Source organism: Citrobacter sp. CK198 (assembly GCF_030333295.1).
GTDB lineage: Bacteria > Pseudomonadota > Gammaproteobacteria > Enterobacterales > Enterobacteriaceae > Citrobacter_B > Citrobacter_B koseri.
In genome coordinates this window covers 289,125-314,992 of sequence record NZ_JAOWGE010000031.1, presented here as the reverse complement: position 1 = coordinate 314,992, position 25,868 = coordinate 289,125, and the positions used below count along the sequence as shown (strand labels likewise).

Genomic DNA, 25,868 nt, shown 5'->3' with positions numbered 1-25,868 from the left:
CTTTTTACGGGAGCCGTTGCGGATTAGAATCAGCGCTGACGCTTATTTTTTCAGTTCAGCCAGACTCAACCAGGTCTGTACGACGGTGTCCGGGTTCAGCGACAGGCTGTCGATTCCCTCTTCCATCAGCCAGGCGGCGAAGTCCTCGTGATCGGACGGCCCCTGACCACAGATGCCGACATACTTGCCTTGTTTCTTCGCCGCGCGGATCGCCATCGACAGCAGCGCTTTCACCGCCTCGTTACGCTCATCGAACAGTTCAGAAACCACGCCGGAGTCGCGATCCAGACCCAGCGCCAGCTGCGTCATGTCGTTAGAACCAATCGAGAAGCCGTCAAAGTGCTCCAGGAATTGTTCAGCCAGCAGGGCATTGGACGGAATCTCACACATCATGATGATCTTCAGCCCGTTCTCACCCCGCTTCAGCCCCTGACGCGCCAGCTCGTCAACTACCGCTTTCGCCTGCTCAACGGTACGTACGAACGGGATCATGATCTCCACGTTGGTCAGTCCCATATCGTTGCGCACGCGTTTCACCGCTTCACATTCCAGCGCGAAGCAATCGCGGAAGCTGTCGGAGACATAGCGACCGGCGCCACGGAAGCCCAGCATCGGGTTCTCTTCATCGGGTTCGTAACGCTCGCCGCCCACCAGGTTGGCGTATTCATTCGATTTGAAATCCGACAGGCGCACGATAACGCGTTTCGGATAAAATGCCGCGCCCAACGTCGCAATGCCCTCTGTCAGACGACCGACATAGAACTCACGCGGTGAATCGAAGCCTTTCATCATCTCGCGGATTTCGTTTTGTAGTTTCGCATCCTGGTCATCAAATTCCAGCAGTGCGCGAGGATGCACGCCAATCATTCGGTTGATAATAAATTCGAGACGCGCCAGGCCAACGCCTTCATTCGGCAGGCAGGCGAAGTCAAAGGCGCGATCCGGGTTACCAACGTTCATCATGACTTTCAACGGCAGATCGGGCATGGTGTCCACGCTTGAACTTTTGACGCTGAAGTCGAGCAGGTCTGCATAGACATAGCCGGTATCGCCTTCGGCGCAAGAAACGGTGACGTTTTCATCATCCTTCATGCGTTCCGTCGCATCGCCGCAGCCGACAACCGCCGGAATCCCCAGCTCACGGGCAATAATGGCCGCGTGGCAGGTACGACCGCCACGGTTGGTCACGATGGCCGCCGCTTTCTTCATGATCGGTTCCCAGTCCGGGTCGGTCATGTCAGTCACCAGCACGTCGCCAGGCTGGATACGGTTCATTTCGCTAATGTCGTGGATGACTTTAACCGCCCCCGCGCCAATGCGATGTCCGATGGCGCGGCCTTCCGCGACCACTTTCCCCTGCGCATGCAGCGTGTAGCGCTCCATTACCTGACCACGAGAACGGACGGTTTCCGGGCGAGCCTGTACAATAAACAGTTTGCCGGTATGGCCGTCTTTCGCCCATTCGATATCCATCGGGCGACCGTAGTGTTTCTCAATCTGTACGGCCTGTTTCGCCAGTTCCTGCACTTCTTCGTTGGTCAGCGAGAAGATGTCGCGCTGTTCCTGCGGCACATCTTCAATTTTGACCTGCTTGCCGTGCTCCTGGGTTGGCGCGTAAACCATTCGGATTTTTTTCGACCCCATCGTGCGACGAACGATCGCCGGGCGATTCGCCGCCAGCGTCGGTTTATGCACATAGAATTCATCCGGGTTGACTGCGCCCTGCACCACCATCTCGCCCAGACCCCAGGCTGAAGTGATAAACACCACCTGATCGAAACCGGACTCGGTATCAATAGAGAACATAACCCCGGACGAAGCCAGGTCGGAGCGCACCATCCGCTGTACGCCAGCGGAGAGCGCGACGCCGCGATGGTCATACCCCTGGTGAACGCGATAAGAGATAGCGCGGTCATTAAACAGCGAGGCAAAAACATGTTTCACCGCCACCAGCACCGCATCGAAACCCTGCACGTTGAGGAAGGTTTCCTGCTGGCCGGCGAAAGAGGCATCCGGCATGTCTTCAGCCGTTGCGGACGAGCGCACGGCGAAAGACGCCTGCGCATCATCCGCAGAGAGCTGTGCATAGGCATCGCGAATAGCGTTTTCCAGCTCTGGCTGGAAAGGAGTGTCGATAATCCACTGGCGGATCTGCGCGCCGGCCTTCGCCAGCGCGGTGACATCGTCAATATCCGTTTGATCCAGCAGTTCATAAATACGCTGGTTTACGCCGCTTTGATCCAGAAACTGGTTAAACGCATCGGCGGTCGTTGCAAAACCATTCGGTACGGAAACACCCATACCGGAAAGGTTAGTAATCATTTCACCCAGGGAGGCATTTTTGCCCCCAACGCTGTCTACATCATTCATGCCGAGTTGGTTATACCAAAGCACCAGCGGTGACGAGCCATTGTTGGACATCGAACAATCCTTTTGTGATAAATGAACGAGTTTAGAAACTACATTATTGCGTATTTATCTTTGCATATTTAAACCCCTGAAAAAAACGGTGAATCGTTCAAGCAGATTTATTTTTTATTTTTTCAGATTGTTTACGCATTTGCGCAAACCCGCGGGCGACGGGCGATCTCCCCAAAAACTGTCGGTATAAACATAAGTTCCGAAAAATGAAATGCACTTTTCACTTAATATAAAAATAGCGTTTCATTTTATAAAATAAGCATCGTGATATACGCTTCTGGCAAATTTTAATTTATGCTTTCAGATAATTATGTTTGCTCCTCAGGATAAACAAAATGGATAATGTTGTTGATCGCCATGTTTTTTATATTTCCGATGGTACGGCCATCACCGCCGAGGTTTTGGGTCACGCGGTGATGTCGCAATTCCCTGTGACCATCAGCAGCATTACGCTGCCGTTCGTTGAAAACGAGAGTCGCGCCAGAGCCGTGAAAGATCAGATCGACGCGATTTATCAGCAAACCGGCGTGCGTCCGCTGGTGTTCTATTCGATTGTTCTGCCGGAAATTCGCGCCATCATCTTACAAAGCGAAGGGTTCTGTCAGGACATCGTGCAGGCGCTGGTGGCGCCGCTACAGCAGGAAATGAAGCTCGACCCAACGCCAATCGCGCATCGCACCCACGGGCTTAACCCCGGCAACCTCAACAAGTATGACGCGCGTATCGCGGCAATCGACTATACCCTTGCGCACGACGATGGGATCTCCTTGCGCAATCTGGATCAGGCGCAGGTGATCCTGCTGGGGGTTTCACGCTGCGGAAAAACGCCGACCAGCCTCTATCTGGCGATGCAGTTTGGCATCCGGGCGGCGAACTACCCCTTTATTGCTGACGATATGGATAACCTGGTGTTGCCCACGTCGCTTAAACCGCTACAGCATAAGCTTTTTGGCCTGACCATTGACCCGGAACGTCTGGCGGCAATCCGCGAGGAACGCCGTGAAAACAGCCGCTACGCATCGCTACGCCAGTGCCGGATGGAGGTTGCGGAAGTTGAAGCGCTCTATCGTAAAAATCAGATCCCTTGCCTGAACAGTACTAACTATTCGGTAGAAGAAATTGCCACCAAGATTCTCGACATCATGGGGCTGAATCGTCGAATGTACTAACAAACTAGTGCAAGAGTTCATTTTTTTGCTATCATGCCGCTCTGCTTGCGAGGTGTGAAACGCCTCGCATTTGAAATCAGCAGGTGAAGGTTGAAGTGTGTTATTGTGATGCCCATCACTTCCCGGTAGTCCTGCCGTTGAAGCAACAAATTTCTGAGACTTGTAATGAACAGAACCGACGAACTGCGTACCGCGCGTATTGACAGCCTGGTCACCCCTGCTGAGCTAGCGCTACGTCATCCTGTATCATCCTCCGTCGCCAGCCACGTTACTGACTCCCGACGCCGGATTGAAAAAATATTAAATGGTGAAGATCGCCGCCTGCTGGTGATCATCGGCCCCTGCTCGATTCACGATCTGGACGCTGCGATGGAATACGCAACGCGCTTGCAAACGTTGCGCAACACGCATCAGGCGCGTCTGGAAATCGTTATGCGCACCTATTTTGAAAAACCGCGCACGGTTGTGGGCTGGAAAGGCCTCATCTCCGATCCCGATTTAAATGGCAGTTACCGCGTAAATCATGGCCTCGAACTGGCGCGCAAGCTGCTGTTGCAGGTCAATGAGCTGGGAGTCCCCACCGCCACCGAATTTCTCGACATGGTCACCGGCCAGTTTATTGCCGATTTGATCAGCTGGGGCGCCATTGGCGCGCGCACGACGGAAAGCCAGATTCACCGTGAAATGGCTTCCGCGCTCTCCTGCCCGGTTGGGTTTAAAAACGGGACAGATGGCAACACGCGCATCGCCGTTGATGCGATTCGCGCGTCGCGCGCCAGCCATATGTTCCTCTCGCCGGATAAAACTGGCCAGATGACGATTTATCAGACCAGCGGGAATCCGTACGGCCATATCATCATGCGCGGCGGTAAAAAACCGAATTACCACGCGGAAGACATCGCTGCCGCCTGCGATACGCTGCATGAGTTTGGTCTGCCGGAACACCTGGTGGTGGACTTCAGTCACGGTAACTGCCAGAAGCAGCATCGCCGCCAGTTAGAAGTTTGTGATGATATCTGCCAGCAAATCCGTAACGGTTCTACCGCAATTGCCGGGATCATGGCCGAAAGTTTCCTGCGTGAAGGTACGCAGAAAATCGTCAGCGGTCAGCCGCTGGTATACGGTCAGTCCATTACCGACCCTTGCCTGAACTGGGAAGATACTGAATTACTGTTAGAAAAACTTGCCTCAGCGGTTGATAGTCGTTTTTGACATCATGCCCATCCTCGCGGGGATGGGCGCGCTTCTTTCCCCTCCACGCATTCCCCACTCGCCTGATTTGCTACCAGAATTAACACTTGCTGTCGCCATACACAATATTGATAATAATAATCATTGTTAAACTGATTATTATTAATTAGCGATATGCCACTTATGGACGACATTGAGTTACTTCATTTTAAGGAAAGAGACAGCGTGCCCCCTTCCCCTGCTGCCGAGCGGCGTATCAGCAGCCAGACATTGTTAGGCCCTGAAGGCAAAGTCATCATCGATCATGACGGCCAGGAATACCTGCTGCGCAAGACGCAGGCAGGTAAGTTACTGTTGACCAAGTAGCAATCAGCTTGAGCAACTGACTTCCAGCCGTTTACCCCAGTCCGGCGGACGGTTGACATAATCGTCATCTCTGTCGGTAAAGGGGTCGCGCAGAACCTGATGCAGTTGATGTAATTCGCCCATATCCCCCTGCTCAGCGCTGGCTATCGCGCGTTGCGCCAGCCAGTTGCGCAGCACCACCGCAGGATTCACGCGCTGCATGTGCTGTTGACGCGTTGCGTCATCCACCTGCTCCTGCTGTAAACGTGCCCGGTAACGGCTGAACCACCCGTCAAAGGCCGCGCGATCGATAAATTCGTCACGCAGCGGCGATGCCGCGCTCTGTTGCTCAGTCTGACTCAACATACGGAACGTTCGGCTATAATCGCTGCCTTCGCGCGCCATCAGGGCGAAAAGCTCGTTGAGAAGCGCGTTGTCCTCTTTTTGTTCGGTAAAGAAGCCCAGTTTTTGCCGCATGCGCTGCCCGTAGCGCGTGAGCAGCGCCAGCTGATAGCCATCCAGCGCATCATTCAGCGTATCGACCGGCATAAACGGCGACAGGGTTTGCGCCAGGCGTTGCAGATTCCACAATCCGACAGCCGGTTGATTATCGAAGCTATAGCGCCCCTGGTGATCGGAGTGGTTACAGATAAACCCTGGCTGATAATCATCCAGGAAACCGAAAGGACCATAATCTATCGTCAGCCCCAGTACAGACATGTTATCGGTGTTCATCACGCCATGCGCAAAACCTACCGTTTGCCAGTCAGCAATCAACCTCGCCGTGCGCGCCACAACGTCCCGGAACCAGAGCGCATACTTGTCCTCTTCCGCCTGAAATTGCGGCCAGTAATGGCGAATTGCAAAATCGGCCAGCTGACGGACTTTATCCGGCTCACGCCGATAGTAAAAATGTTCGAAATGACCGAAACGCATATGGCTCTGCGCCAGACGCATGAGCATCGCGCCGGATTCAACCGTTTCCCTGTAAACAGGCGTGTCGCTGGTGACGATAGACAGCGCCCGCGTTGTGGGGATGCCAAGATAGTGCATCGCCTCGCTGGCCAGACTTTCACGGATCGTTGAGCGCAGCACTGCTCGCCCGTCGCCCATGCGGGAGTATGGCGTTAGTCCGGCGCCTTTCAGGTGCCAGTCAAGCGTACTGCCGTCCGCCAGCAGTTGTTCGCCTAACAGAATACCGCGTCCATCACCGAGCTGGCCGGCCCAGACGCCAAACTGATGGCCGCTATAAACCTGAGCCAGAGGCGACATGCCGGGCAGTAATGACTCGCCGCCCCACACGCCTGCGCCGTTTTCCATATCAAACAACGAAGGTGGTATCGCCAGCTGCTGCGCCAGCGCATCGTTATGCCAAATCAGGCGGGCATGACTCAGAGGAGTTGGAGAAAGTGCTGTATATGTGGCTGGCAGTTCGTCACGCCAGCGGGATGTAAAAGACAGGGTCATAGAGCCTCCTGCCTGTAGTGTAGACGGTTAATACCCGCTTAAACACCAGCAAATAAAAAGGTTATCCCTGAACCAGCGTCGTAACCTGGCTCGCTGGCACGGCAGGCCATAAACATCCTTGCAGCGCGCTAAATCCCATTGATGATATCCGCGCCAGCATCTCTTCAGTATCAATACCCGCAATCATTATCGAATCACAGCACGGTGATATCTGCGAAATAATAGCCTGCATAAAGGGTTCAAAAGAAAGACTTGCGGATCTTTGCTGGACAAAGTTTTTATCCAGCGCGACGCGTTTGAAGAGACCATCAAAGATCGCTTTTATCGATGTATCGCCAGCGCCAAAATTGGCAAGGATGAGGGGAAATCGTCCGGCTAACTCAGCCAGAATTTGATTCTCTTTCCCAAGACTTAATTCAGGATAATTCTCATTAATCATCAGTTCCAAAAATGGAAAGCGCCTTACATAGGATACAAACTCGCCGTCCGATAATAATGATGCGACGACGGCTGGCGTTAAATTAATCCAGGCAATAAGTTTATGTTGAATAAAAAAATGTTGGCACGTTTCCAGCAATGCGAGTTTTTCTTCGAACAGACAACGCTGTTCTTCTGCTGACAGGCGCGGCATGACCAGCTCCGTCGGCATACGGACATTACCGTCTTCAGTGACAAAGTTTGCAACAATCTCCAGGCCGACGAGTTTCTCTTTCTCGGTTCGGGCAGGAACAAAATAAAGGTGAGAATGATAAAAGTTGTCCAGTGAAACAATCATTGTGCCAGCCCCGCTGCATGGGTGTAATCCGGCATCCTGTAAGAAAGAACGAAGAAAGATGTCATTTCTGATACGACTGGAGGTGCTTTCATTTTTTCCTTTTTAGCCGGTAAACCGGGTCCTTTTTTTAGCTTATCTCGATTATAAACCAATATCCAGTTTTGCATTTTCCGCAAGACACCGGATAAATCATTTTGACTAAAAATACTTTTGCAAAATGTAGGGTTAAAACTATTTCTGATAACTCACGATAGCCCTGGCATTCAGACAATGAGAAATCAATTTCTTAAATATAGATGATGAAGCGGCCGCTGGGTATCCGCTTTACCATCGATAGCATTAAATACGTCTCGCCTGCCAGAAATTTTTCCGCCAGTAGACATTGTCGAGCGATGAGCGCATCACGCCACGGCTGGTAGACGCATGAATAAATTGATTGTTGGTATCATAAATGCCGACGTGCAAACCACTTTCCCCCGATCCGGTTTTAAAAAAGACCAGGTCGCCGGGCAGCAGTTCATCTTTGTCGATTTCCGTACCAATTTTTGACTGTTGGCGCGTTTCACGCGGCAGTTGTAAATCAAATTTGTCGCGCATCGTCATCAACACAAATCCCGAGCAGTCCACCCCGCTACGGCTCATTCCGCCATAGCGATACGGTGTACCTCTCCAGGACTGTAGCTGATCGTTCAGGCCCGCGATAACCATAATGGAATCCGAAAGCCTGGCGTTAGGTGCTGGCGCACGATGGCTGCTACACCCTGCCAAAAACAGTGCTGCGATAAGAAGAAGCCAAAAGCGCATTCAGGACGAATCCTCTATCTTTTTATTCTTGCTTCTATTTAGCGTGGAAATTATGTGTTTTTCAAGAACCCATTTAACTTAAGTGGTTGATATGAGCATTCTGTGGCCTTCAACGTCCAGCCGACGGAAGTTCATACCGTATGCCCGGGCCAGATTTGGCGGCGTCAGCACCTCGTCACGCCGCCCGCTGGCGATCAATTTCCCCTGTTTCAGCAACCAGGCGCGATGCGCGTGGCGCAGAGTATGGTTAAGGTCATGGCTGCTCATCACGATGGCGATACCCTGGCTGCATAGCTGGCTCAACAGCCTATCCAGCGCGTTTTGTTGCGCAACGTCCAGACTGTTCATCGGCTCATCCAGTAGCAGAAGCTGCCCGCGCGGGTTAGCGTGAGGGTGAATTTGCAATATCACCGCCGCCAGACGTACACGCTGCCACTCGCCGCCGGAGAGTTGATTCGCGCTCCGCCCCAGCTTGTCGCTCAGCCCAAGCGCCTGCGCAACGTCATTCAGCAGGTTCGTTTGCGTTTTATCAGGTTGATGCAGCGTCAGGAAATGCCAGACCGGCATTGAAAATGGGGGATTCTGCTGCTGCGCGAGATAGGCCCGATGTTGAGCCAGCTTCGCCGCAGGCCATGCCTCCAGCGACGCGCCGTCGAATATGACGGTGCCTTCCCCGAAGGTTAAGCCCGCCATACGCGCCAGCAGCGTACTTTTCCCTGCCCCATTCGGCCCCACGAGGTGAAGAATCTCGCCAGGCTTAACGTCGCCGGAAAGCGGCCCCAGACGCGTCGTTTCGGCAACATCCTGTAACTGCATCAACGAGATCATTATTTTGCCAACGCGATTTTGATACTTTCCACCATCCCCGGATCTTCAGGCGTCATGTCCGGTGAGAAACGCTGTACGACCTGTCCATCCCTGCCGATTAAAAACTTCTCAAAGTTCCACAAAATATCGTCCGGGTAAAGCGGCGCGCGGCCTTTACTCGCCATGCGCTCATAGAAACCACTACCTTCCGGCGCAACGGCGGCAGGCGCTGCGGCAATCAACTTCTGATACAGTGGATGGCGGTTCTCACCATTGACGTCAACCTTGCTGAACATCGGGAATGTGACGCCCCAGGTGGTGCTGCAATAGGTTTTAATCTCCTCTTCAGTGCCAGGTTCCTGACCAAGAAACTGGTTGCAGGGAAAACCTAACACCGTAAAGCCCTGGTCGGCCCAGGCTTTCTGAATATTCTCCAGTTGTTCGTATTGTGGCGTTAAGCCACATTTCGAGGCCACATTAACCACCAGCAGTACGTTTCCGGCGTACTTCTCAAGCGTGGTGACATCCCCGTCGATCGTCGTCACTTCAGTGTTGAGAATGGTATCTTGCATAGCGTCTCCCATATAACAGGCGGATGTGAGTGATCAAATATCAGCTTTTAATCATAGACTGCGAGTGTTGAAAACAGCGACTCCCCGATACGGACAATCGCGGCGTCACGCTGCGCCATTGTCGCCGGAGTTTGTGTAATATAGATAACCACGAGCAAAGGTTTTTGTGATGTCGGCCAGACAACGCTGACAATAGAACGCGAGCCGTTGTCGCCCGCCCCGGTTTTATCCGCGATTTTCCAGCCGTCCGGCAAGACCGAACGCAGCAGACCGTCGGCCACTTTGTCGTCCCGCATCCATTGCATAAGCTGCTCTCTTGAGGATGGCTGCAACACGTTCCCCAGCAGTAGCGTATTGAGCGTCTGCGCTATCGCGACAGGCGTCGTGGAGTCGCGTTCATCACCGGGAATGGCGCTGTTCAGTTCGGGCTCATAGCGATCGAGGCGGGTTATCGTATCCCCCGAATCACGCAAAAACTGCGTGACGGCCTGCGGCCCGTTGAGCTTCCTGGCGATGAGATTGGCGGCCGTGTTATCGCTGTAGCTTACCGCCGCGCTGCACAATTGCGCCCAGCTCATGGCGTCTGGCGCCACATGTTTTTCAGTAATCGGCGAATACTCCACCAGTTGTGAGGGTTCAAACTGCATTGAAGCAGAAAGCGCCAGCGCCTTCCTGTCGACTTCGCGTAATAACGCTGCGCATAACAGCGGCTTGTGCGTACTGTTTAACGGGAACCGTTCTTCTCCCCGATAATGGGTGATACTGTTGGTCGCCGTATCAAGTACCGCAATGCCAATCCGGGCATGAAGACGCTGTTCTTCCTGCATCGCGATAGCCGACACGTATTGCGCCGTCAGCGGTGCGGCCATCGCAGAACCGCTGAGTGCCGCCAGCACACACAGACCCCATTTCATCCGTTGCCACATACTAATGACTTCCTCGTTTCTCATTTTGGCTAGCGCCTGGATTTTAATAATAGCCAGATGAAGACCGGCGCCCCCATCGTCGCCGTCACTACGCCGATAGGCAGTTCCGCCGACGCCAGCGCCAGACGGGCGATGACATCCGCCAGCAGCAGAGCTATCGCCCCCGCCAGCGCACAGCCCGGCAGCAAAGCGCGATGATCGCTCAGACCGCAAAGCCGTAATATATGTGGGATCACCAGGCCGATAAACCCAATCGAACCCGCGAGCGCAACGCTAACGCCGACCATCCAGCCCGTAGCGACCACCAGCAAATTGCGCCAGAACCACAGCGGCAGCCCCAGCTGACGCGCGGACGTTTCGCCCAGCGCCAGAATATTCATCGGCTGCGACTGGCAGCAAATCCAGAGTGAAACCGGGATCAGGGCAATCATCAGCCAGGCCTGCTGCCAGTCCACCCCGCCGAATCCGCCCATCATCCAGTACATCAACTGGCGCAGGTCGAAGGAGGTTGAAAAATAGATGGCCCACGTCATCATCGCGCTGCAAATAATGCCAAGCGCAACGCCCGCCAGCAGCAGGCGGCTGGTTGATAAATGTCGACGGGCAAATCGCAGGAGAATAAGTGTGATGATAAGCGCGCCGGCAATGGCGCAGAACCCCAGCGCCCAGCCGGGTAACTGACCTTGCCCCAGTAGCACCGCGGCAATAAGGCCCACGCCAGCGCCGTTGGAGACGCCAAGCAACCCGGGCTCGGCAAGCGGGTTTTCAAATAACGCCTGCATTACCGCGCCTGACAGCGCCAGCGCGGCGCCTACCAGCAGAACAGCAAGCGTGCGAGGGAGTCGTATCTGCCAGACAAACAGTTCACCACGGGCGCTGAACCAGTCACCAGGGGCTATCCACTGATCTCCGGCGCACAGGCTTAATACCACTGCCAGCAGCATAAGCACCGACAGACTGGATAACCAGCGCACATTACGGCGCTGTTGTTGGCAGGCAAAAGTCAGCATGTTTTCCATTCAGCTGAAAAGGGATGATGTTGATTTTACGGTGCGTAACCATCACAGGAAAGAAAAAAGGCCGCAAAGCGGCCTTTTTAGTTAGATCAGATTACTCTTCTTTGGGCGAAGCGTTTTCAACCCGGCTTTTCAACTTCTGTCCGGGTCTGAAGGTCACCACGCGCCGTGCTGTAATGGGAATATCTTCGCCCGTTTTCGGGTTACGTCCCGGACGTTGATTCTTATCACGCAGATCGAAGTTACCAAAACCAGAGAGTTTCACCTGCTCACCGTTTTCCAGAGCACGACGAATCTCCTCGAAAAACAGCTCGACCAGTTCTTTGGCATCCCGCTTGCTAAGCCCAAGCTTATCAAACAGATATTCTGACATTTCAGCTTTTGTAAGCGCCATAGGTTCAATCCCTCAATGATGCCTGGAATCGCTCTTTTAATGCCTCTACACATTTGGCGACGGTAGCGGCAATCTCCTCTTCTTCGAGTGTACGGCTGGTATCCTGAAGGATCAGGCTGATAGCGAGGCTCTTATAACCCTCCGCAACACCCTTACCGCGGTACACGTCAAATAAGTTTACGCCAACTACCTGATTTACGCCAACTTTCTTACACTCGGATAAAATATCCGCTGCGGGAACGTTTTCTGCGACTACCACCGCGATGTCGCGACGGTTAGCCGGGAAGCGCGAAATCTCGCGCGCCTGAGGCACCACGCGGTCTGCGAGCTTATTCCACTCCAGTTCAAACACCAGAGTGCGACCGTTCAGATCCAGTTTACGTTCCAGCTCAGGATGAACAACCCCAATAAAACCAATGCGTTCACCTTTCAGATAAATCGCCGCGGACTGCCCAGGATGCAGCGCCGGATTCGCTTCCGCCCTGAACTGAATGTCGGCCAGTTTGCCGGTGAGATCCAGCACCGCTTCCAGATCGCCTTTCAGATCATAGAAATCAACGGTCTCTTTCGCCAGATTCCAGTGCTCGTCATAACGGTTGCCGCAAATCACCCCTGCCAGCATCAGATCCTGACGAATGCCCAGATTTGCCTGGGTATCCGGCACGAAACGCAGACCGGTTTCAAAGATACGCACGCGGTTCTGCTGACGGTTCTGGTTATAGACCACCGTTGACAGCAGGCCGGTCCACAGAGAGAGACGCATCGCCGACATCTCAATGGAGATCGGACTTGGCAGCAACAGCGCTTCTTCGCCCGGATGCAGCAGTTGCTGAACCTTCGGATCGACAAAGCTATAGGTGATCACTTCCTGGTAGCCTTTGTCATTGAGCATGGTTTTCACACGCTTCAGCGACAAGTTGGCTTCACGGTGAGTCCCCATGATTAAACCCGCCTGAATCGGCTCATCAGGAATGTTGTTGTAGCCATACACGCGGGCCACTTCTTCGACCAGATCTTCTTCAATCTCCATGTCGAAACGCCAGCTCGGCGCGACCGCTTTCCACTCGTCCTGACCTTCAGTCACTTCGCAGCCCAGACGACGCAGAATATCGCTCACCTGCTCATCGGCAATGTGATGCCCGATCAGACGATCCAGCTTGCTACGACGAAGCGTAATGGTCGCGCGTTTCGGCAGCGTGGCGTCATTCGTGACGTCGATAACCGGACCGGCTTCGCCGCCGCAAATGTCGATCAACAGGCGGGTGGCGCGCTCCATTGCTTTGTACTGCAACGCCGGGTCCACACCACGCTCATAGCGGTGGGAAGCATCGGTATGCAGACCGTGGCGACGCGCACGACCGGTAATAGACAGCGGGCTAAAGAACGCGCATTCCAGCAGCACGTTTTGCGTTTCCTCATTCACGCCGGAATGCTCGCCGCCAAAGATACCGCCCATCGCCAGCGCTTTGTGGTGATCCGCGATAACCAGCGTATCGGTGCTCAGCTTCGCTTCTGTGCCGTCCAGCAGCACCAGGGTTTCGCCCTCTTTGGCCATACGCACGACAATACCGCCTTCAATACGGTCTTTGTCAAAGGCATGCATCGGCTGACCCAGTTCAAGCAGTACATAGTTGGTGACGTCAACGACAGCATCAATGGAACGAATGCCGCAGCGACGCAGCTTCTCTTTCATCCACAGCGGCGTAGGCGCTTTAACATTAATGCCTTTCACCACGCGACCCAGGTAGCGCGGGCAGGCATCCGGCGCTTCAACCGCGATCGGCAGCGTGTCATTGATGGTGGCTGCAACAGGTGCGATCTCCGGCTCAACCAGCGCGATTTTGTTCAGGACAGCGACATCACGCGCCACACCGATGATCCCTAAGCAGTCGGCGCGGTTCGGCGTCACGCTGATTTCAATGGTGTTATCGTCAAGCTTCAGGTATTCGCGGATATCGGTTCCGATCGGCGCATCCGTCGGTAATTCGATGATGCCGCTATGGTCGTCGGAAATCCCCAGTTCGGAGAAGGAGCACAGCATCCCTTCCGACGGCTCGCCGCGCAGTTTAGCGGCTTTGATTTTGAAATCGCCCGGCAGAACCGCGCCGATAGTTGCAACGGCTACTTTCAGCCCCTGACGGCAGTTAGGCGCGCCACAGACGATATCCAGCAGACGTTCGCCGCCCACGTTCACTTTCGTAACGCGCAGTTTATCTGCGTTCGGGTGCTGGCCGCACTCCACCACTTCACCCACAACCACGCCGTTGAACTCACCGGCGACGGCGTCAACGCCATCCACTTCCAGACCCGCCATCGTAATCTGATCCGACAGCGCATCGCTGTCGATTGCCGGGTTCACCCATTCGCGTAACCACAGTTCACTGAATTTCATTGTTTTACCCTGCCTTTATTTAAACTGTTTGAGGAAACGCAGATCGTTTTCGAAGAATGAGCGCAGATCGGTCACGCCATAACGCAGCATGGTCAGGCGCTCCATCCCCATACCAAACGCGAAGCCAGAGTAGATTTCCGGGTCGATGCCCACGTTGCGCAGAACGTTCGGATGCACCATCCCGCAACCCAGCACTTCCAGCCATTTGCCGTTTTTGCCCATTACATCCACTTCTGCGGACGGTTCCGTGAACGGGAAATAAGAAGGACGGAAACGGATTTGCAGATCTTCTTCAAAGAAGTTACGCAGGAAGTCGTGCAGCGTGCCTTTCAGGTTGGTGAAGCTAATGTTGGTGTCAACAATCAGCCCTTCCATCTGATGGAACATCGGGGTGTGCGTTTGATCGTAGTCGTTACGGTACACCCGGCCCGGCGCAATAATACGGATCGGCGGCTGCTGTTCTTTCATGGTACGAATCTGCACGCCGGAAGTCTGCGTACGCAGCAGGCGGGTGGCATCAAACCAGAAAGTGTCGTGGTCAGCGCGGGCCGGGTGATGGCCTGGAATGTTCAGCGCATCGAAGTTGTGGTAATCGTCTTCGATCTCCGGGCCAGTCGCCACGGTAAAACCAAGCTCACCGAAGAAACTTTCAATACGATCAATGGTACGTGTTACCGGATGCAGACCACCGTTCTCAATACGACGCCCAGGCAGAGAAACGTCGATGGTTTCAGCCGCCAGACGTGCATTCAGCGCTGCGTTTTCTAAATCCGCTTTGCGCGCGTTCAGCGCTTGTTGTACCTGCTCTTTTGCTTCATTGATAACCGCGCCGGCTGCCGGACGCTCTTCTGGCGGCAATTCACGCAGGGTCGTCATCTGAAGGGTTAAATGCCCTTTCTTGCCCAAATATTCGACGCGTACATTGTCTAACGCGGCAACATCTGACGCCTGGTTAATGGCTGCCTTCGCACTGGCAACCAGCTCTGCGAGATGTGACATGGTTTTCCTCATTGTGTCGGTGAAGACACCGGTTCGTTGGACTTAATCTCTCGATTTCAGGTACAAAAAAAGCCTCCATCAGGAGGCTTTTTCGCGCTGTTTTTCGTTTCTTCTTTCACGCGCTAGCCTCCTGGAGTCAGGTGCTAAAGTAAAAAAAGAAGCGGAAAATAGCAGCATTCATGCTTGCGTTACCTTGTGTGGTAAAACCGGACAACCTTTATTGAAAAGGGTTACGGATAAATTGTCAACTGATTGATTGCACTACAAATAAAAGAGAGGGAGCCAGGCTCCCTCTTTTCACTGGCTTATGCCAGAGCTGCTTTCGCTTTTTCAACCAGAGCGGTGAACGCTACTTTGTCGAATACTGCGATGTCAGCCAGGATCTTACGGTCGATTTCAACAGAGGCTTTTTTCAGGCCGTTGATGAATTTGCTGTAAGAAATACCGTTCTGACGTGCTGCTGCGTTGATACGCGCAATCCACAGTTGACGGAACTGACGCTTACGTTGACGACGGTCACGGTAAGCATACTGACCAGCTTTGATAACTGCCTGGAAGGCAACGCGGTATACGCGAGAACGCGCACCGTAGTAGCCTTTGGCTTGTTTCAAAATTTTCTTGTGACGTGCGCGTGCAATTACACCACGTTTTACGCGAGCCATAGTGCTCTCCTGTATCTATTCTGATTCGCCCTTCATCTTTCACATTTTCGCGGCGTTAACCGCCTTGCGACATGCGAAATCTATTGGGCATAAAAAAGTTAAAAAAAACGTTAACGGCTTATGCGTACGGCAGGCACGCGATTACCAGACCCAGATCGCCTTTGGAAACCATGGCTTTCGGGCGCAGGTGACGTTTACGCTTGGTCGCTTTTTTGGTCAGAATATGACGCAGGTTAGCGTGCTTGTGCTTAAAACCACCTTTACCGGTTTTTTTGAAGCGCTTAGCAGCACCGCGTACGGTCTTAATTTTTGGCATTTTAATAACTTCCACTTCGCATTGTTAATAAACGAAACCCAGGCGAACAAAATCTGTGAAGCCCGAAGGCTCCACAGGAATTGCTACTTGAAGGCCTTACTGTTTCTTCTTAGGAGCGAGCACCATAATCATCTGACGGCCTTCGATCTTCGTAGGGAAGGATTCGACAACTGCCAGTTCAGCCAGATCTTCTTTCACGCGATTAAGCACTTCCATACCAATCTGTTGGTGGGCCATCTCACGACCGCGGAAACGCAGCGTGATCTTGGCCTTATCGCCCTCTTCGAGAAAGCGAATCAGGCTGCGGAGTTTTACCTGATAGTCGCCTTCATCTGTACCAGGACGGAATTTAATTTCCTTAACCTGGATAACTTTTTGCTTTTTCTTCTGTTCCTTAGAAGACTTACTCTTTTCATAGAGGAATTTGCCGTAATCCATTATACGACAAACCGGCGGCTCGGCGTTAGGGCTGATTTCGACTAAGTCTACTCCAGCTTCTTCAGCTTTTTCCAGAGCTTCTCTCAGACTCACAATACCAAGCTGCTCGCCTTCCAGACCTGTTAAGCGAACTTCCTGGGCGCGAATTTCGCCATTGATACGGTTAGGACGCGCCGTTTGAACTCGTTTTCCGCCTTTAATACTTTATTCCTCCAGTTGTTGAAGACTGCGGCTGCGAATCTCTTGTTGCAGCTTCTCGATAACTTCATTTACGTCCAGGCTGCCCAAGTCTTTGCCACGACGGGTACGCACGGCTACTTTGCCTGCTTCTACCTCTTTGTCGCCACAGACCAACATGTAAGGGACACGACGTAAAGTGTGCTCGCGGATTTTAAAGCCTATCTTCTCATTTCTCAAGTCTGCTTTTACACGAATGCCCGCATTTTGTAGTTTCTGCGTCAATTCGTTAACGTATTCAGACTGAGTATCGGTAATGTTCATCACCACTACCTGAACCGGCGCAAGCCAGGTCGGGAAGAAGCCCGCGAACTCTTCAGTCAGGATACCGATGAAACGTTCCATTGACCCAAGAATCGCGCGGTGAATCATCACCGGCACCTGACGCTCGTTGTTTTCGCCAACATAAGAGGCGTTCAGACGAGACGGCAGAGAGAAGTCCAGCTGTACCGTACCGCACTGCCATGCACGATCGAGGCAGTCATACAGGGTAAATTCAATTTTCGGACCGTAGAATGCGCCCTCACCCAGTTGATACTCAAACGGGATGTTGTTTTCTTCCAGCGCAACGGCCAGATCCGCCTCAGCACGATCCCACATTTCATCGCTACCGATACGTTTTTCGGGGCGAGTGGAAAGTTTGACGACGATTTTCTCGAAGCCAAAGGTGCTGTACATATCGTAGACCATACGAATACAGGCGTTCACTTCATCGCGAATCTGTTCTTCAGTACAGAAGATATGCGCATCATCCTGGGTGAAGCCACGTACGCGCATCAGGCCATGCAAGGCGCCTGACGGTTCGTTACGGTGGCAGCTACCGAATTCCGCCATACGCAGCGGCAGATCGCGGTAGGACTTCAGACCCTGGTTGAAGATCTGCACGTGGCCCGGGCAGTTCATCGGCTTGATGCAGTATTCACGGTTCTCTGAAGAGGTAGTGAACATCGCATCTTTGTAGTTTTCCCAGTGCCCGGTTTTTTCCCACAGCACACGGTCCATCATGAACGGACCTTTAACTTCCTGATACTGATATTCTTTGAGCTTAGAACGCACAAAGACTTCCAGTTCACGGAAGATAGTCCAGCCGTCGTTATGCCAGAACACCATACCCGGCGCTTCTTCCTGCATATGATACAGGTCAAGCTGCTTACCGATTTTACGGTGGTCGCGCTTGGCGGCTTCTTCAAGGCGTTGCAGATAGGCGTTCAGGGATTTTTTATCCGCCCACGCCGTACCATAAATACGTTGCAGCATCTTGTTGTCGCTGTCGCCACGCCAGTATGCCCCTGCGGTTTTCATCAGTTTGAAGTGATGGCAGAAACGCATGTTCGGCACGTGCGGGCCACGGCACATATCGACATATTCTTCATGATGATACAAGCCCGGCTTGTCATCATGCGCAATATTCTCATCAAGAATAGAAACCTTATAGGTTTCGCCACGCTTCACGAAGGTTTCACGCGCTTCGTGCCAGCTCACTTTCTTCTTAATGACGTCGTAGTTTTTCTCAGCAAGCTCGTGCATCCGTTTTTCGAGCGCGTCGACATCTTCCTGGGTTAACGTACGGTCGAGATCAATATCATAGTAAAAACCGTTATCGACAACCGGACCGATAGCCATTTTGGTGTTCGGCCAAAGTTGTTTAATCGCGTGCCCTAACAGGTGCGCGCAGGAGTGACGAATGATCTCCAGACCTTCTTCATCTTTCACGGTGATGATTGCCAGCTGAGCGTCGTTTTCAATGAGATCGGACGCGTCAACCAGTTCGCCATTAACGCGACCTGCGATACAGGCTTTCGCCAGTCCTGGACCAATGTCCAGCGCAACATCCATGGGGCTTACAGCGTGGTCGTAATGGCGTTGGCTGCCATCAGGAAGAGTAATAACAGGCATGTTATATCCTTATTTGCAGTGGTGACCCATACGCAAGATCACATACAAAGTTTCAATATTTAAAATTATCAAAAAGTTATGGGCTGATTCCCGCTTCACTCTGCGAAATATGTCACGGCCCGCCTGAATGGCGAGACTGGACCTACACCCGTTTTTTGATAACACCGTTTGACAGTGTACACGGCATTGACCGCCGATCAAAGCCGCAATCACGCCGAACTGTATGATGTAAATCAATTCCCTGACGCGCCATCGCTTTTGTTACACTGAGAGCATCAGTCCGATTTTGACAGGAAGAGAGAAGATGCCAACAAACCGCTTTGCCAAAAAACACTGGAAGATGGTTGTCGTATTGCTCCTCATTTGCGGCGCAATGTTGCTGCTCCGCTGGGCGGCGATGATTTGGGGCTAATATCCGAAGCGTTCGCCGAAAGTTAATTCCTGCGAATGAATAGAAAGCATCAATAATATGCACGTTCAACGCGTTTTTATGAATGGCATTCGCCACGGAAAATATAAATATAATTTCACTTAGCGCGCAATCGCGATAAAAACGCTAATTTAAAAAGCCGGGTCGTGTTTAAAACAACCCGGCAGGCGATTACATCTTATACCCTAACGATACCGTCGTGCGGCGATCGGTATGTTCCGGCGCCGTTGCGGGCGGTTCGGAGTTCCAGGTCAGGTTATAAGCCACCTTTAAACCAAAATGCTCGTTGATCGCGACATTCAACGCCGTCTCTGAGTTGAGGGTGGTATCTTCAGCGCCGAAAACGGACACGCCCTGCGTAAATTTGGTGTTATCCGTCATCTGCCAGGCGTAGCTACCGGAAGCGTAGCCCAGCGGTTGGGTCTCGGTTTTGCCATCGGTATGTTCGTCATAGCGTACGCCAGGACCGAATTCAAAACGGAAGCTGTGCACCGGCCCGTTGAGGAACTGACGGCCATAACCGGCGGTCAGTGTGTCGCGCTCACGATAACCGTTGTAACGGTCTGTCAGCCAACTTGCCTGGCCAAACAGGTAATCGTAGTCGGTCATATTGAAACGGCTACGGCCGCCTACCGCGTATTTCTCCGAAGAGCGTTCATCGTTGGAGGATGTATTGCTGGCATTCCCCCACAGCGACCAGGCGGTGGTTGCACCGTACCAGGTCATCGTGGTGTCAGCCGTTAAAGAAGAACTTTTCGTGTTGCCTGACTGAGCAAGGTAGCCCGCATTCAGGTTACCTTCGAAGGGTTTCTTCGCAGTGGCGGGATCATCCATGACAGTAAAAACGGAATCATCAGCAGCGGCATGCATTGACGCAAATACGCTCCCTGCCAACATTAATGCAGCGGGTACTGTCTTCAAAAGCTTCATTTATAAAGAGTCCGTACAACAAAAAAAGAGACCGTTACGGTCCCGGAAACTTTCATAAGGATCAATGACAAACGATCCAGGAAAGGTAACAAATTATAAAAAGGCTCGAATAACATAGCAATGAATTCTTATTTCATTTTTTGAATAAGAGAGTTCCCAAAGCAGATATTTATTTATATATCTTTCTCCCGGTAATTTTAAATAAATATCCAGTAAATCATATTGTTAATTACTTCCCTTTCCGGGCATTCAGTGCCAGACTGAAGTCAGCCTAACAGGAGGTAAAGATGATACGTATCTATACGTTAACACTTGCGCCCTCTCTCGATAGCGCAACAATCACCCCACAACTCTATCCCGAAGGGAAACTTCGCTGTTCATCACCCGTTTTTGAACCCGGCGGCGGCGGAATCAACGTTGCCCGCGCGATTGCCCATCTTGGCGGAACCGCAACCGCGATTTTCCCCGCAGGCGGCGCGACCGGCGAACATCTGGTCGCACTTCTGGCCGATGAAAACGTCCCCGTCGTAACCATCGACGCCAAAGACTGGACGCGACAAAACCTGCATGTTCATGTGGAGTCCAGCGGGGAACAATATCGCTTTGTCATGCCCGGCGCCGCACTCGACGATGACGAATTTCGCCAGATTGAAGAACAGGTTCTGGAGATCGAATCCGGCGCCATTTTGGTTATCAGCGGGAGTCTGCCGCCCGGCGTCAAGCTGGAAAAACTGACGCAGCTTATTGCCGCCGCGCAGAAACAGGGCATCCGCTGCATTATTGATAGTTCGGGCGATGCGCTCAACGCGGCGTTATCTCTCGGCAATATTGAACTGGTCAAACCGAACCAAAAAGAGCTGAGCGCGCTGGTCAATCGCGAACTCACGCAGCCTGACGATGTGCGCCAAGCGGCGCAGGAAATCGTGAAGAGCGGCAAAGCGCGCCGCGTCGTTGTTTCTCTGGGGCCGCAGGGGGCGCTGGCGGTGGATAGCGAAAGCTGCGTCCAGGTTGTTCCCCCTCCCGTCAGAAGTCAAAGTACCGTCGGCGCGGGCGACAGCATGGTTGGCGCAATGACGCTAAAACTGGCGGAAAACGCCTCGCTGGAAGAGATGGTGCGTTTCGGCGTCTCGGCAGGCAGCGCGGCGACGTTGAATCAAGGGACACGTCTGTGTTCCCGGGACGATACGCAGAAAATCTACGCCTGGCTTTCTCAGTGATCGGCCATCCCCCTCCTTATTACGAGGGGGTTTCAGCGGCAAAGCTATCAGCATACGAATTAACCGACTATGCTAAAAAATCATGTGATTACAAAGAGGTGATTTATGGCCAGTGGTGATGTCATCCGCTATGTCATAACCGTGAAATTTCATGAAGACTCGCTGACAGAGATTAACGAGTTGAACAACCATCTGACGCGGTGCGGTTTTCTGCTCACCATGACCGACGAGCAAGGGCATGTGCATGAACTGGGTACCAACACATTTGGTTTTATCAGCGCCCTGAGCGAAGATGAGATCGCCGCGCTTACCGCCGGGCTGGCGGAAAGCGCTTTAGATAAGAAACCAGAAATATCGGTCATGACATGGGAGGAGTGGACTAAAGACCGATAATATCAGTGCCATTGTGCAAAAACGCGTCTACGGTGTGCGTTAGCTCGTGTTTTTTCACCGCATTTATGCGCTAACCTTATGATCTGGCAGACAACATGGGGAGAGACATCATGTGGCAGGCTATCAGTCGTCTTTTAAGCGAGCAATTAGGTGAAGGCGAAATCGAACTGCGTAATGAACTGCCCGGCGGAGAGATCCATGCCGCATGGCATTTACGCTATGCGGGACGCGATTTTTTCGTCAAATGTGATGAAAGAGAGCTCCTTCCCGGCTTTACGGCGGAAGCTGACCAACTGGAGCTGCTTTCCCGCAGTAAAACCGTCACCGTCCCGAAAGTCTGGGCGCAGGGCTCAGACAGAGACTACAGTTTCCTGGTGATGGATTATCTTCCTCCCCGTCCTCTGGATGCCCACAACGCCTTTATCCTCGGTCAGCAACTTGCCCATTTACATGAATGGAGCGACCAGCCCCAGTTTGGCCTTGATTTTGATAACGCCCTGTCCACCACGCCTCAACCCAATGCCTGGCAACGACGCTGGTCAACATTTTTTGCCGAACAACGCATTGGCTGGCAGCTCGAACTGGCGGCAGAAAAAGGCATCGCATTTGGCAATATCGATGCGATCGTTGAGCATGTTCAGCAGCGTCTGGCCTCGCATCAGCCGCAGCCTTCGCTGCTGCACGGCGATTTATGGTCAGGAAACTGCGCGCTTGGGCCTGATGGCCCCTATATTTTCGATCCCGCCTGTTACTGGGGCGACAGGGAGTGCGATCTGGCCATGCTGCCGCTGCATACCGACCAACCTCCGCAGATCTATGATGGCTACCAGTCTGTTTCTCCGCTACCGCTGGATTTTCTGGATCGCCAGCCGATCTATCAGCTCTATACCCTGCTCAATCGGGCGAGACTGTTTGGCGGGCAACACCTGGTGGTGGCGCAAAAAGCGATGGAAAGGTTGCTGGCGGCATAGCTATTGTGCCGGATGACAGCTTACAAATGCACTGAACCGCAGGCCCGATAAGCGAAGCGCTATCGGGCATTCTTCATTGCTACACAAATCCAAGAAGCGAAAAGAAAACGTAGCCCAACACGATGATAATCACCGGCAGGATATAAAGCGGGAAAAACTGTAAGAAGATCGTGTGATGCGGAACCACGATGCGCGACTCAATTTGCTCGCGTGACAACCCCTCGCTGCCTTTCGCTTTTTCCAGAATAAGCTGATCTTCAACCCCTTCGCGAAGAAAACGCGCCTGGCGGCTCATCCTGGCACCTGAGTCCTGCAATGCCAGGCCAACGAAAATCAACACAAAAATCACCCAGAAAACAATGTTCAGACTGTGTTGAAAATCCGGCGTCGGCGAGTTATACCAGAACAGGTTCAGGAACGCGGTATTCGCCCGCATCATATCAATCATAACGTGAGTAAAATCAAGCATCACCGCGTTAATCCCTTCCTGCTTTTCGCTGTGCTCATACATAAACTTCAGCAATGAAACCAGTGTGGAAATAAGCGCGGGGATAAAAATCACCCATCCCAGAATCCTTTTTAAGACAGCAATGCGTCCAGCTTGTTGATACGTCATGAGTTCCCCTTGATAAAGACGCGTCGTTTTGGCCTAAGTCTACCTGCTGATAACCAATTTCGCCTGTTCTTTAAAGGCGCTATGATACGTCATTAGCCATAATAAGCGCTTAATCCATTGTGTTTTCACCTCAAAAGGAGAGGTTGTAATGTCAACCCCGCGTCAGATTCTTGCTGCAATTTTCGATATGGATGGACTACTGATCGATTCCGAACCGCTTTGGGATCAAGCTGAACTGGAGGTCATGGCAAGTTTAGGCGTAGATATTACCCGCCGCCATGAACTCCCGGATACGCTGGGTTTACGCATCGATATGGTTGTTGACCTCTGGTACGCCCAACAACCGTGGAATGGGCCAGACCGTCAGGCGGTTACCGACCGAATCATTACCCGCGCCATCTCACTGGTTGAAGAAACTCGCCCGCTGCTCCCCGGCGTGCGCGAAGCGGTCGCGCTGTGCAAATCTCAGGGGTTAATGGTCGGTCTGGCCTCCGCTTCCCCCCTGCATATGCTGGAAAAGGTGCTGACCATGTTTGATCTGCGTGAAAGTTTCGATGCCCTGGCCTCTGCGGAAAAACTGCCTTACAGCAAGCCGCATCCGCAGGTATACCTCGATTGCGCGGCCAAACTGGGCGTTGACCCGTTAACCTGCGTTGCGCTGGAAGACTCCGTCAACGGCATGGTCGCCTCAAAAGCGGCGCGAATGCGCTCAATTGTTGTTCCGGCGGAAGAAGGCCAGCACGACCCGCGCTTTGCCCTTGCCAACGTCAAACTGACTTCGTTGGCTGAACTGACCGCAGCGCATCTGCGCGGTTAAATAGCGACGGGCGGTGGCGACATTGCCCGTTTTGCTACGCACATCTTTTTTATAAAACACTGTTTCATTTTTTATTGTATTCCTTCACCGCCTCTTCTATCCTTTTCTCAGGGCAAAAAACTGATAAAAACCGATAGCCGAGGTGAACATGATTCTGGATGCGTTTAGTCTTGCAGGTAAAGTCGCGATAGTGACCGGATGCGATACCGGGCTTGGGCAGGGTATGACGCTGGCGCTGGCGGAAGCAGGCTGCGACATCGTCGGCGTTAATCGCAAAGTCCCCCACGATACGGCAGCAAAAGTGGCGGCGCTCGGACGCCGTTTTATGGCGATCCAGGCCGACCTGAGCCAGCAACGCGCTATCCCGGCTATTGTCGCGCAAACGGTCGAACAGTTTGGCCGAATCGACATTCTGGTGAACAACGCCGGGACGATACGCCGCGAAGACGCGCTGTCGTTTAGCGAGAAAGACTGGGACGATGTGATGAATTTGAATCTCAAATCCGTGTTCTTTCTCTCTCAGGCCGTCGCACGGCAATTCCTGAAGCAAGGTGATGGCGGGAAGATTATTAATATCGCCTCAATGCTTTCATTCCAGGGCGGCATTCGCGTGCCTTCTTATACCGCGTCGAAAAGCGGCGTACTGGGCATCACACGGTTGCTGGCGAACGAATGGGCGGAGCACCACATCAACGTGAACGCCATCGCTCCCGGCTATATGGCGACGAACAATACGCAGCAGCTGCGGGATGACGCCGCACGCAGCAAAGAGATTGTTGACCGCATTCCGGCCGGACGCTGGGGCACACCTGCCGATCTGCAAGGCCCGGTTGTCTTTCTCGCCTCTTCGGCGTCTGATTACGTTCACGGCTATACCCTCGCCGTTGATGGCGGCTGGCTGGCGCGCTAATTCATGTCATTTGTGACATAGAGTTACAACGTCACCTCTTCCGCCTACTGTATAAAAACCCTATACTGTATGAATTGACAGTTTATTGGGTTTTATCATGACGGCGGAAGGCCACCTTCTTTTTTCCATTGCCTGCGCAGTGTTTGCCAAAAATGCGGAATTGACGCCGGTTCTCGCTCAGGGCGACTGGTGGCATATTGTCCCTTCGGCCATCCTGACCTGCCTGCTGCCCGATATTGATCATCCAAAATCATTTCTTGGCCAGCGTCTGAAATGGATATCAAAACCTGTCGCGCGCGCGTTCGGCCATCGCGGGTTTACGCACAGCCTGTTCGCCGTGTTCGCTATGCTTGCCCTTTTCTACCTGAAAGTGCCGGAGAGCTGGATTATTCCGGCCGATGCCCTGCAAGGAATGGTGCTCGGTTATTTAAGCCATATTCTGGCCGATATGCTGACCCCGGCGGGCGTTCCCCTGCTCTGGCCCTGCCGCTGGCGCTTTCGTCTGCCGATCCTCGTTCCGCAAAAAGGCAATCAACTGGAGCGTTTTTTATGCATGGCGTTATTCGTGTGGGCTATCTGGATGCCGCAGACAATGCCCGAAAACAGTGCAGTGCGTTGGTCGTCGCAGATGATTAATATGCTGCAAATGCAGTTCGATCGCTTTATAAATCACCAGATTGCTGAGTAAACCAGCATAAATGTCATTTTTGGCATAAACAATTCCATTTGAATATAAGAGGTCGGTCACAGTTCTGCT

Annotated in this window: 29 protein-coding genes and 1 other annotated feature; of the genes, 10 read left to right on the top strand and 19 right to left on the bottom strand. The window is 52.8% G+C overall.

Annotated elements, in window-relative coordinates; translation table 11 throughout:
- Positions 1–42: 42 nt before the first annotated feature.
- Positions 43–2,421 carry a phosphoenolpyruvate synthase gene (gene ppsA / locus OGY62_RS13905; protein ID WP_200075351.1) on the bottom strand — a complete coding sequence of 793 codons (2,379 nt, stop codon included), beginning with the start codon at positions 2,419–2,421 and terminating at the stop codon, positions 43–45.
- Between the two features lie 335 nt (positions 2,422–2,756).
- Here ppsA and ppsR point away from each other — a divergent pair, with 335 nt between their 5' ends.
- From ppsR to hemP, 3 genes are all read left to right on the top strand, one after another.
- Entirely contained in the window at positions 2,757–3,590 is an 834-nt protein-coding gene (gene ppsR, locus OGY62_RS13900) for a posphoenolpyruvate synthetase regulatory kinase/phosphorylase PpsR (protein WP_012132595.1), read from the top strand.
- A 165-nt stretch (positions 3,591–3,755) separates the two neighbouring features.
- Positions 3,756–4,802 (top strand): 3-deoxy-7-phosphoheptulonate synthase AroH, encoded by a 1,047-nt coding sequence (gene aroH / locus OGY62_RS13895; RefSeq protein WP_012132596.1) that lies wholly within the window; start codon positions 3,756–3,758, stop codon positions 4,800–4,802.
- Between the two features lie 153 nt (positions 4,803–4,955).
- A complete protein-coding gene (hemP, locus tag OGY62_RS13890) occupies positions 4,956–5,147 on the top strand; it encodes a hemin uptake protein HemP (protein WP_012132598.1) in 192 nt (63 codons plus the stop codon).
- A gap of 3 nt (positions 5,148–5,150) precedes the next feature.
- Here the strand turns inward: hemP and selO are convergent, their stop codons facing one another.
- The 16 genes from selO to thrS all read right to left on the bottom strand — a co-directional run bounded on the left by selO (position 5,151) and on the right by thrS (position 18,827).
- Entirely contained in the window at positions 5,151–6,593 is a 1,443-nt protein-coding gene (gene selO, locus OGY62_RS13885; RefSeq protein WP_275055063.1) for a protein adenylyltransferase SelO, read from the bottom strand.
- A 61-nt stretch (positions 6,594–6,654) separates the two neighbouring features.
- Positions 6,655–7,368, bottom strand: a complete 714-nt coding sequence (locus tag OGY62_RS13880; protein WP_286460104.1) for an EAL domain-containing protein — start codon at positions 7,366–7,368, stop codon at positions 6,655–6,657.
- On the bottom strand, positions 7,365–7,535 hold the full coding sequence (locus OGY62_RS13875; protein WP_153257548.1) for a hypothetical protein: 171 nt from the start codon (positions 7,533–7,535) through the stop codon (positions 7,365–7,367). Before OGY62_RS13875 ends, OGY62_RS13880 begins: the two co-directional genes overlap by 4 nt.
- Before the next feature lie 172 nt (positions 7,536–7,707).
- Positions 7,708–8,172: a C40 family peptidase gene (locus OGY62_RS13870; RefSeq protein WP_012132602.1), complete on the bottom strand. Its 465-nt coding sequence runs from the start codon at positions 8,170–8,172 to the stop codon at positions 7,708–7,710.
- A 78-nt stretch (positions 8,173–8,250) separates the two neighbouring features.
- A complete protein-coding gene (btuD, locus tag OGY62_RS13865; RefSeq protein ID WP_286460103.1) occupies positions 8,251–9,000 on the bottom strand; it encodes a vitamin B12 ABC transporter ATP-binding protein BtuD in 750 nt (249 codons plus the stop codon).
- Positions 9,000–9,551, bottom strand: coding sequence for a glutathione peroxidase (locus OGY62_RS13860; protein ID WP_024130381.1), 552 nt, complete (start codon positions 9,549–9,551; stop codon positions 9,000–9,002). The genes btuD and OGY62_RS13860 overlap by 1 nt, the downstream gene beginning before the upstream one ends.
- Before the next feature lie 47 nt (positions 9,552–9,598).
- Positions 9,599–10,477 carry a class A beta-lactamase gene (gene bla, locus OGY62_RS13855; RefSeq protein WP_286460101.1) on the bottom strand — a complete coding sequence of 293 codons (879 nt, stop codon included), beginning with the start codon at positions 10,475–10,477 and terminating at the stop codon, positions 9,599–9,601.
- A 29-nt stretch (positions 10,478–10,506) separates the two neighbouring features.
- On the bottom strand, positions 10,507–11,487 hold the full coding sequence (gene btuC / locus OGY62_RS13850) for a vitamin B12 ABC transporter permease BtuC (protein WP_024130383.1): 981 nt from the start codon (positions 11,485–11,487) through the stop codon (positions 10,507–10,509).
- A 100-nt stretch (positions 11,488–11,587) separates the two neighbouring features.
- Positions 11,588–11,887, bottom strand: coding sequence for an integration host factor subunit alpha (ihfA, locus tag OGY62_RS13845; RefSeq protein WP_001229266.1), 300 nt, complete (start codon positions 11,885–11,887; stop codon positions 11,588–11,590).
- Positions 11,888–11,891: 4 nt separating this feature from the next.
- Positions 11,892–14,279 (bottom strand): phenylalanine--tRNA ligase subunit beta, encoded by a 2,388-nt coding sequence (pheT, locus tag OGY62_RS13840; protein WP_012132607.1) that lies wholly within the window; start codon positions 14,277–14,279, stop codon positions 11,892–11,894.
- 15 nt (positions 14,280–14,294) lie between these two features.
- Complete coding sequence (gene pheS, locus OGY62_RS13835; protein WP_024130384.1) at positions 14,295–15,278, bottom strand: phenylalanine--tRNA ligase subunit alpha; 984 nt, start codon at positions 15,276–15,278, stop codon at positions 14,295–14,297.
- A gap of 62 nt (positions 15,279–15,340) precedes the next feature.
- Positions 15,341–15,464 (bottom strand) — a sequence feature (Phe leader region).
- A complete protein-coding gene (pheM, locus tag OGY62_RS13830) occupies positions 15,415–15,459 on the bottom strand; it encodes a pheST operon leader peptide PheM (RefSeq protein WP_001386830.1) in 45 nt (14 codons plus the stop codon). (Overlaps the previous feature by 45 nt.)
- Positions 15,465–15,583: 119 nt before the next feature.
- Positions 15,584–15,940, bottom strand: a complete 357-nt coding sequence (rplT, locus tag OGY62_RS13825) for a 50S ribosomal protein L20 (protein WP_000124850.1) — start codon at positions 15,938–15,940, stop codon at positions 15,584–15,586.
- 118 nt (positions 15,941–16,058) lie between these two features.
- On the bottom strand, positions 16,059–16,256 hold the full coding sequence (gene rpmI, locus OGY62_RS13820) for a 50S ribosomal protein L35 (RefSeq protein ID WP_001124225.1): 198 nt from the start codon (positions 16,254–16,256) through the stop codon (positions 16,059–16,061).
- A gap of 96 nt (positions 16,257–16,352) precedes the next feature.
- Complete coding sequence (gene infC, locus OGY62_RS13815; protein WP_047457361.1) at positions 16,353–16,895, bottom strand: translation initiation factor IF-3; 543 nt, start codon at positions 16,893–16,895, stop codon at positions 16,353–16,355.
- A 3-nt stretch (positions 16,896–16,898) separates the two neighbouring features.
- On the bottom strand, positions 16,899–18,827 hold the full coding sequence (gene thrS / locus OGY62_RS13810; protein WP_071258190.1) for a threonine--tRNA ligase: 1,929 nt from the start codon (positions 18,825–18,827) through the stop codon (positions 16,899–16,901).
- Between the two features lie 304 nt (positions 18,828–19,131).
- Between thrS and yniD the strand changes: the two genes are divergently transcribed.
- Positions 19,132–19,239: a small membrane protein YniD gene (yniD, locus tag OGY62_RS13805; protein WP_096753848.1), complete on the top strand. Its 108-nt coding sequence runs from the start codon at positions 19,132–19,134 to the stop codon at positions 19,237–19,239.
- Positions 19,240–19,428: 189 nt separating this feature from the next.
- Here yniD and OGY62_RS13800 read toward each other — a convergent pair whose 3' ends face one another.
- Positions 19,429–20,187, bottom strand: a complete 759-nt coding sequence (locus OGY62_RS13800) for a DUF481 domain-containing protein (RefSeq protein WP_286460098.1) — start codon at positions 20,185–20,187, stop codon at positions 19,429–19,431.
- 287 nt (positions 20,188–20,474) lie between these two features.
- Here OGY62_RS13800 and pfkB point away from each other — a divergent pair, with 287 nt between their 5' ends.
- From pfkB to OGY62_RS13785, 3 genes are all read left to right on the top strand, one after another.
- Positions 20,475–21,404, top strand: coding sequence for a 6-phosphofructokinase II (gene pfkB / locus OGY62_RS13795; RefSeq protein WP_012132614.1), 930 nt, complete (start codon positions 20,475–20,477; stop codon positions 21,402–21,404).
- A 105-nt stretch (positions 21,405–21,509) separates the two neighbouring features.
- Positions 21,510–21,797: a type V toxin-antitoxin system endoribonuclease antitoxin GhoS gene (locus OGY62_RS13790; protein ID WP_012132615.1), complete on the top strand. Its 288-nt coding sequence runs from the start codon at positions 21,510–21,512 to the stop codon at positions 21,795–21,797.
- Positions 21,798–21,907: 110 nt separating this feature from the next.
- The gene (locus tag OGY62_RS13785) at positions 21,908–22,768 is read left to right on the top strand and encodes a fructosamine kinase family protein (RefSeq protein WP_024130386.1); all 861 of its coding nucleotides are present in this window, start codon (positions 21,908–21,910) and stop codon (positions 22,766–22,768) included.
- A gap of 79 nt (positions 22,769–22,847) precedes the next feature.
- On the opposite strand, the gene OGY62_RS13780 is transcribed toward OGY62_RS13785, so the two are convergent.
- Entirely contained in the window at positions 22,848–23,384 is a 537-nt protein-coding gene (locus OGY62_RS13780; RefSeq protein WP_012132617.1) for a YniB family protein, read from the bottom strand.
- 148 nt (positions 23,385–23,532) lie between these two features.
- Between OGY62_RS13780 and hxpB the strand changes: the two genes are divergently transcribed.
- The 3 genes from hxpB (at position 23,533) to OGY62_RS13765 (ending at position 25,799) form a co-directional block, all read left to right on the top strand.
- Positions 23,533–24,201, top strand: a complete 669-nt coding sequence (gene hxpB / locus OGY62_RS13775; RefSeq protein ID WP_012132618.1) for a hexitol phosphatase HxpB — start codon at positions 23,533–23,535, stop codon at positions 24,199–24,201.
- A gap of 148 nt (positions 24,202–24,349) precedes the next feature.
- A complete protein-coding gene (gene kduD, locus OGY62_RS13770) occupies positions 24,350–25,111 on the top strand; it encodes a 2-dehydro-3-deoxy-D-gluconate 5-dehydrogenase KduD (protein ID WP_047457368.1) in 762 nt (253 codons plus the stop codon).
- Positions 25,112–25,196: 85 nt separating this feature from the next.
- A complete protein-coding gene (locus OGY62_RS13765) occupies positions 25,197–25,799 on the top strand; it encodes a metal-dependent hydrolase (RefSeq protein ID WP_077956894.1) in 603 nt (200 codons plus the stop codon).
- Positions 25,800–25,868: the final 69 nt, after the last annotated feature.